At 63.6% G+C, this 7500-nt stretch carries 4 protein-coding genes and 2 pseudogenes; 1 reads left to right on the plus strand and 5 read right to left on the minus strand.

The features are described 5' to 3' along the window. Positions 1 to 70: 70 nt before the first annotated feature. Positions 71 to 3574, minus strand: a complete 3504-nt coding sequence (gene mfd, locus ASD01_RS16270; protein WP_034791384.1) for a transcription-repair coupling factor — start codon at positions 3572 to 3574, stop codon at positions 71 to 73. A 7-nt stretch (positions 3575 to 3581) separates the two neighbouring features. Then, positions 3582 to 3887, minus strand: a complete 306-nt coding sequence (locus ASD01_RS16275; protein ID WP_034791024.1) for an FAD assembly factor SdhE — start codon at positions 3885 to 3887, stop codon at positions 3582 to 3584. 155 nt (positions 3888 to 4042) lie between these two features. On the opposite strand from ASD01_RS16275, the gene recG reads away from it, so the two are divergent. Beyond that, the gene (recG, locus tag ASD01_RS16280) at positions 4043 to 6148 is read left to right on the plus strand and encodes an ATP-dependent DNA helicase RecG (protein ID WP_034791021.1); all 2106 of its coding nucleotides are present in this window, start codon (positions 4043 to 4045) and stop codon (positions 6146 to 6148) included. A 40-nt stretch (positions 6149 to 6188) separates the two neighbouring features. On the opposite strand, the gene ASD01_RS16285 is transcribed toward recG, so the two are convergent. From ASD01_RS16285 to ASD01_RS34740, 3 genes and pseudogenes are all read right to left on the minus strand, one after another. Then, on the minus strand, positions 6189 to 6890 hold the full coding sequence (locus ASD01_RS16285) for a DUF502 domain-containing protein (protein WP_034791018.1): 702 nt from the start codon (positions 6888 to 6890) through the stop codon (positions 6189 to 6191). A gap of 18 nt (positions 6891 to 6908) precedes the next feature. Continuing rightward, positions 6909 to 7405: pseudogene (locus ASD01_RS16290) on the minus strand (GNAT family N-acetyltransferase). Beyond that, positions 7405 to 7500, minus strand: a pseudogene (locus tag ASD01_RS34740) (SIS domain-containing protein); the annotation flags it as partial. The pseudogenes ASD01_RS16290 and ASD01_RS34740, both read right to left, overlap by 1 nt.

A 7500-nucleotide genomic window follows, 5' to 3' on the forward strand; every position in this document is an offset into this window, starting at 1 on the left:
ACGACCTGAAACAGACTTGCTCGACAGACCTTGACCGTACTGCCGCACCACGCGGCAGTACGGTTTTTTCTTACTTCGCCAGGCCGGCGAGCTGCGTCATCACCATTGCTGCACCGGACAGGCGCTTTTCCGGCGTCGCCAGTTCGCGCTGGAAGAAGATGCTCTGGTCGGGCCGGATCTTCGAAAGCGTGCCTTGCTTGGCGATGTAACCCACCAGTGCCGCAGGGTTCGGGAATTCCTTGTTGCGGAACTGCACGACGACGCCCTTCGGCCCGGCATCGAGCTTCTCGACATTCGCCGTGCGGCAGAGCGACTTGATGTAGACGATCTTCAAGAGATGCTGGACCTCGATCGGCAGCGGACCGAAGCGGTCGATCATCTCGGCGCCGAAGCCGTCGATCTCCTTCAAGTCCGTCAGTTCGCCGAGACGACGATAAAGGCCGAGCCTCAGATGCAGATCCGGAACGTAGTGTTCCGGGATCATGACGGGCGTTCCGACCGAAATCTGCGGCGACCAGCCGGTGTCGTGGATTTCTTCCTCACCCTTGAGTTCGGCGACCGCTTCCTCGAGCATCTGCTGGTAAAGCTCGAAGCCAACCTCCTTGATATGGCCCGACTGCTCTTCGCCGAGCAGGTTGCCAGCGCCGCGGATATCGAGGTCGTGACTTGCGAGCTGGAAACCGGCGCCGAGCGTGTCGAGCGACTGCAGCACCTTCAGCCGGCGTTCGGCCATGCCCGTCAGCGTCTTGTTGACCGGCAGCGTGAACAGCGCAAAGGCGCGCACCTTCGAGCGGCCGACGCGGCCGCGAAGCTGGTAGAGCTGGGCGAGACCGAACATGTCGGCGCGGTGCACGATCAGCGTGTTGGCCGTCGGTACGTCGAGACCGGATTCGACGATCGTCGTCGACAGCAGTACATCGTAACGGCCGTCATAGAAGGCGTTCATGATGTCTTCGAGCTCGGTTGCCGGCATCTGGCCGTGGGCGACGGCTACCTTCAGCTCCGGAACGTCCGATTTCAGGAAATCATGGATCTCCGACAAGTCGCTCAGACGCGGGCAGACATAGAAGCTCTGGCCGCCGCGGTAGTGCTCGCGCATCAGCGTTTCCCGGATCACCAGCGCATCGAAGGGCGAGATGAAGGTGCGCACCGCCATGCGGTCGACCGGCGGCGTCGTGATCAGCGACAGTTCACGCACCCCGGTCAGGGCAAGCTGCAGCGTGCGCGGGATCGGCGTCGCCGAAAGCGTCAACACGTGCACGTCGGACTTCAGCTCCTTCAGCCGCTCCTTGTGCTTGACGCCGAAGTGCTGCTCTTCGTCGATGATCAAGAGGCCGAGATTGGCAAAGTTGACCGACGTGCCGAGCAGCGCATGCGTACCGACGACGACATCGGTCTTGCCATCGGCCACTTCCTTCTTCGTCAGCGCCAGTTCCTTGGAACCGACGAGGCGCGACGCCTGCTGGATGCGGATCGGCAGCCCACGGAACCGTTCGGAAAAGGTCTTGAAGTGCTGGCGGGCAAGCAGCGTCGTCGGCACGACGACCGCGACCTGTACGCCGTTCATGGCAGCGATGAAGGCGGCACGAAGCGCCACTTCCGTCTTGCCGAAGCCGACGTCGCCGCAGACGAGGCGGTCCATCGGACGGCCGCTGCCGAGATCTTCCCGCACCGCCTCGATCGAGTTCAGCTGGTCTTCGGTCTCGTCATAGGGGAAGCGGGCGGCAAACTCATCATAGACGCCGTCCTGTGCGGCGAGCACCGGCGCCCGGCGCGTATGGCGTTCGGCGGCGATGCGAATGAGGCCGCCCGCCATATCGAGCAGCCGCTTCTTGAGCTTGGCCTTGCGCGCCTGCCAGGCGACGCCGCCGAGCTTGTCGAGGATCGCATCGGTGCCTTCTGAACCGTAGCGCGACAGAAGCTCGATGTTTTCGACCGGCAGGAAAAGCTTGGCATCGTCGGCATAGACGAGCTCGAGGCAATCATGCGGGGCGCCGACCGCCTCGATGGTGCGCAGGCCGACGAAACGGCCGATGCCGTGTTCGGCGTGCACGACATAGCTGCCCTCGTCGAGACCAGCCACCTCGGCGATGAAGTCGGCACCGCGCTTGCGCCGCTTCGAGCGGCGGACCATGCGGTCGCCCAGAATATCCTGTTCGCCGATGATGACGAGATCGCCCGTCTCGAAACCGGCTTCGATGCTGAGCACGGCCGAGGCCGCCTCGCCCGGCTTCAGCGACTTGATCTCGGCGAGTGCCTTGATGGGCTTGACGTTGCCGAGACCGTGTTCGGCGAGAACCTGGAGCAGGCGATCGAGCGATCCTTCGCTCCAGCCTGAAATCACCACCTTGGCGCCCTTCGAGCGCCGCTCGGCGATGTACTTGACCGCCTGATCGAAGACGTTGACGCGTTCGTCTTGGGCTTCGCCCTCACCCGCCGACTTCGCCCAACGCATGCCCTGGCGCGCATCGACCGAGATGACCTGGCGGGCCTCGCCCTCGTGCTCGTTGAAGGGCGACAGGCGAATGGCGTCGCGTGAACTCAGGCCGGCGTTGAAGCCCTGCGAGCTCAGATAGAGCAGCTCCGGCGGAACCGGCTTGTAGGGCGTACCCTGGGTGGCCTGCGCCTTGCCCGGAGACGCCGAGGCCAAACGGGCGTCGTAATAGTCGAGAATGAGCTTCGAGCGCTCAGCCGCAGCTTCGCGCGCCAGATGATCGGTGACGATACGGAAGCCGTCGAGATAGTCGAAGACTGTCTCCAGCCCGTCATAGAACAGCGGCAGCCAATGCTCCATGCCGGCATAGCGCCGGCCTTCGGAGACAGCCTGGTAAAGCGCGTCGTCGCGGGTCGTCGCGCCGAACAGCGACAGGTAGTGCTTGCGGAAGTGGCTAATCGTTTCGGGCGTCAGCGACACCTCGCTCATCGGATTGAGATCGAGGGAGCGGACCTGACCGGTCGTGCGCTGACTTGCAGGATCGAACGAGCGGATTGTTTCGAGCGTATCGCCGAAGAAATCAAGGCGCAGCGGCTCGCCGCTCCCCGGCACGAAGACATCGAGGATGCCGCCGCGCACTGCGTATTCGCCAACCTCACGCACGGTCGCGACACGCTCGAAGCCGTTGCGCTCCAGCCGCATCGCGATGTCGTCCATACGCACCTGATTGCCCGGACGGGCCGAAAACGCCAGGCTCTGGATCACGTCCTGCGGCGAGATCTTCTGGAGGGCGGCGTTGACCGTCACCAGCACGATCGCCGCATGCGGCTTCTTCTTGTGCGCAATCAAGGCGCTCAGCGCCGCCAGCCGCCGTGCCGACGTGTCGGCGCTCGGCGAGACGCGGTCATAGGGAAGGCAGTCCCAGCCGGGAAGCGTCAGCACCGGAATGTCGGGCGCGACGAATGAGAGGACCTGCTCAAGATCGGCGATCCGCTGGCCGTCCGATAGAATGTAGGCGACCGGCTGGCCGGCGCGGGCGAGCTCAGCAAGGATCAGCGCCTCGGCCCCGGAGGGCACCGGCCCGATCGTGATCTCTCGCTGTGCTTCGACAATCTTCTTCGGATCAAGGCCAGCCAGCATCATCGGTCTATTTCATCCCTTCGGGAAGCTTGTCGAAATCCGGACGATAGGCAGCGATGCGCTGAAACATCTGCGTCTGATAGCAAGCCGGCACCGGCTGTTCGCCGATGATCCACTTGACGAGATCGTTGTCTTCCTCGCCCATGATCGTCTCGAGTTCATCGAGTTGTGCTTCAGAAAGCGTCGAGAGCTCAGCCTCTGCAAATTGCCCGAGGATCAAATCCATCTCGCGAATGCCGCGATGCCAGGCGCGAAACAGGATCCGCCGTCGACGCGGATCGAGATCGGCGCTGGTGCGAGAGATGCCGGTCATGGGAAATTCCTTCCTGCCGCCCGCGATGACGCCTGCACGCTCGGACGAACGCGCGAGGCCTTTGGGGTACGGTTTGTCGTCAACGGCTCTATAAACTCTGAATAGCCGATTGTCAGCCTTGCCAAAGCCCGAATTATCATCGCAATTTCATCGCCATGCGCCCCGCCCTGCTAGATCCGCTCTTCTCCCCGCTCGACACGCTTCCAGGCATCGGCCCGAAGATCGGCGAACTCTATGCCCGTTTGCTCGGTCGCGAGACGATCGAAGACTGCCGCGTGGTCGATCTCGTTTTTCACGCGCCGCATTCGTTGATCGACCGGCGCCAACAGCCTGGCATCGCCCACGCGCCTCAAGGGGTTATCGTCACCATCACCGGTCGGGTCGATCGCCACCAGCCGCCCCCGCGCGGAAAGCCCAACCTGCCCTATCGCGTCTTCCTGCATGACGAGACCGGGGAGCTGGCGCTCACCTACTTCCGCGTCAAGGGCAACTGGTTGGAAAAATCGCTGCCGGTCGATGAGACAGTCATCGTCAGCGGCAAGGTCGACTGGTTCAACGGCCGCCCCTCCATGGTTCACCCTGACTATGCGGTCCGGGCAAGCGAGGCGGAAAACCTGCCGCTGGTCGAGCCGGTCTACGGGCTGACAGCGGGACTTTCACCAAGGATATTGCGCAAGTCGATCGAGGCCGCCGTCGCCCGCGTTCCGGACATGCCCGAATGGATGGACGACGCGCTGCTGACGCGACAAGGTTTCAGCACCGCAGCCGAAAGTTTCCGCGCGCTGCATGATCCCCGCGACGCGACCGACCTTGATCCGCAGGCACCTGCCCGCCGCCGCCTCGCCTATGACGAGTTTCTCGCCGGGCAATTGTCCCTGGCTCTCGTTCGCCAGCGCCTGCGCAAGGTCGCGGGAGTACCGGTTCACGCGACCGGTGTGCTTTCCCGTCCGGTCATCGACGCCCTTCCCTTTTCCTTGACAGCCAGTCAGTCGACGGCGATCGCCGACATCCTGAAGGACATGGCCGGCACCGAGCGTATGCTCCGGCTGCTGCAAGGCGATGTCGGCTCCGGCAAGACGATGGTGGCGCTGATGGCGATGCTCGCCGCCGTCGAATCCGGCGGTCAGGCGGTGCTGATGGCGCCGACCGAAATTCTCGCCCGCCAGCACCATGCGACGCTTGCAAGGATGGCCGCATCCGCGGGCATCGCCATCGACGTTTTGACCGGCCGCACCAAGGGCAAGGAGCGCGACGCCATTCTCGAGCGCATCGCGTCCGGAGAAACGCGCATGGTGATCGGCACGCATGCGCTTTTCCAGGACACGGTGAGCTACAAGGAGCTGACACTGGCGGTGGTGGACGAACAGCATCGCTTCGGCGTTCACCAGCGCCTGCGCCTGACCGCCAAGGGCATCTCGCCGCATATGCTGGTCATGACGGCAACGCCGATCCCGCGCACGCTGGTGCTTGCCGCCTTCGGCGACATGGACGTTTCGAAGCTCACGGAAAAGCCCGCCGGACGCAAGCCGATCCAGACGGTGACGATCCCGACGGAGCGCGTTGGCGACATCGTCGATCGGCTCGACGCTGCCCTTCGCGAAGGCAAGAAGGCCTATTGGATCTGCCCGCTCGTGGAAGAGTCCGAAGCCGTCGACGTCATGTCGGCCGAAGAACGATACGAAGGCCTCGCCAAGCGCTTCGGCAACAATGTCGGCCTGGTACACGGCCGTATGAACGGGGCGGAGAAGGACGCCGTCATGCTCGCCTTCAAGAACGGCGAGGTCCGCCTGCTGGTTGCGACAACAGTCGTGGAAGTCGGCGTCGACGTGCCCGACGCAACAATCATGGTGATCGAGCATGCGGAACGCTTCGGCCTTGCCCAGCTTCACCAGTTGCGCGGCCGCGTCGGCCGTGGCGACGAGGCATCGACGTGCATCCTGCTCTACAAGGGACCGCTCGGCGAAACCGGCCGCGCGCGGCTCTCGATCCTGCGCGACAGCGAGGACGGCTTCCTGATCGCCGAGGAAGACCTGAAGCTGCGCGGCGAAGGCGAGTTGCTCGGCACGCGCCAGTCAGGCACGCCCGGTTTTCGCATCGCCAGCCTGGAGGCCCACGGCGATCTGCTCGAAATCGCGCGGAAGGACGCCGCCTACGTGATCGAGCGCGATCCGGACCTCACTTCGGAGCGCGGCGAAGCGCTCCGTACGCTGCTCTATCTCTACCGCCGCGATGAGGCGATCCGCTTCCTGCGCGCCGGCTGACCGACCACCCTGCCAAACCGACGATCACGGCGGCCCGGCATCAAGATACGGGAATCTCAGTCTTCTGCTGACCGATTTTCAAAGGTGCATTGGCGAGCGGCTTCTGGTCGGGCGTCACGAGGCCCCCCGAGATCAGGAGCTTCGCCGCGTCCTCCGCGCTCATGTCAAGCGGGATGATCTTGTCGCGCGGGATGAACAGCAGGAACCCCGCCGTCGGGATCGGGGTCGGCGGCAGGAAGACCGCGACCATGTCCATGCCGCGTTCCTTGAATTTCGAGGCGATCTCGCCTTTCACATCCGTTGCGATGAACACCAGCGACCAGATGCCCGGGCTCGGATACTCGATCAGCCCGGCCTTCTTGAAGGAGGAGGACTGTTCCTGCAGCACCGTCTGGAATATCTGCTTGGTGGACTTGTAGATCGTGCGGACGAGAGGCGTCCGATTGAGGAGCGACTCGGCGAAATTCACGATCGACCGACCGACGAGGTTTGCGGTCATGAAACCGACGAAGGTGATCACGAAAATGGCGACGAGCAGACCGAAGCCGGGAATGGCCACGGGCGAATAGGTGTCCGGATTATAGAAGTTCGGCAGGTAGGGCTTCACCCAACCGTCGGCCCAGTCGATGAAGGTGCGCACGAGCCAGACGGTGATCGCGACCGGTGCGCAGATGATCAAACCCGTCAGGAAGTAGTTGCGCAGCCGGGTGCCGATATAGCCGCGTTTCGAATGTTCCGTCATGCTTCTTCCGTCTCAACCTCACTCGACGCCGAAGGCCGGATGATAGGCGACCGTACCGGCCGCCATCGCGCCGGAGAGAGCCAGCGCCATGAAATATTGCGGCGCACAACCGGGGAATACAAGAGCCGATTCGTTACGGAAACCGAACTTTTGATACAAGGCCGGATCACCGACGACAACGCAGCCGGCGGCCCCTTCCGCCCGCAGCCATTCGAGCCCCTCGAGGATCAGCTGCCGGCCGATGCCCTGGGCCTGAACGTCGGCTTGACCGAGACCGGCCCAAGCCCGAACCAGCCGGGCTCTTCCGGCGTCAGAGTGACGGGCGAAAAGGCGATGTGCCCGACGACTTCCTCGTTCATCTCGGCGACCAGCGACACACTCAGCGCACCGGACTCACGCAGTCGCTCGATGATGAAGGGTTCGCTCTGGTCGCTGTGCGGATGCCCTTCGAAGGCGGCCGCGGTCACGGCATGTATCACCGCTTCGTCGCCGGGGCGCTCGTGCCGGACATAGATCATTCGACGGTCACCGATTTGGCGAGGTTGCGGGGCTGGTCGACGTCGGTGCCCATGAACACCGCCGTGTGATAGGCAAGGAGCTGGATCGGCAG

Origin of the sequence: Ensifer sp. Root423 (assembly GCF_001426275.1) — a bacterium.
Lineage (GTDB): Bacteria > Pseudomonadota > Alphaproteobacteria > Rhizobiales > Rhizobiaceae > Ensifer > Ensifer adhaerens.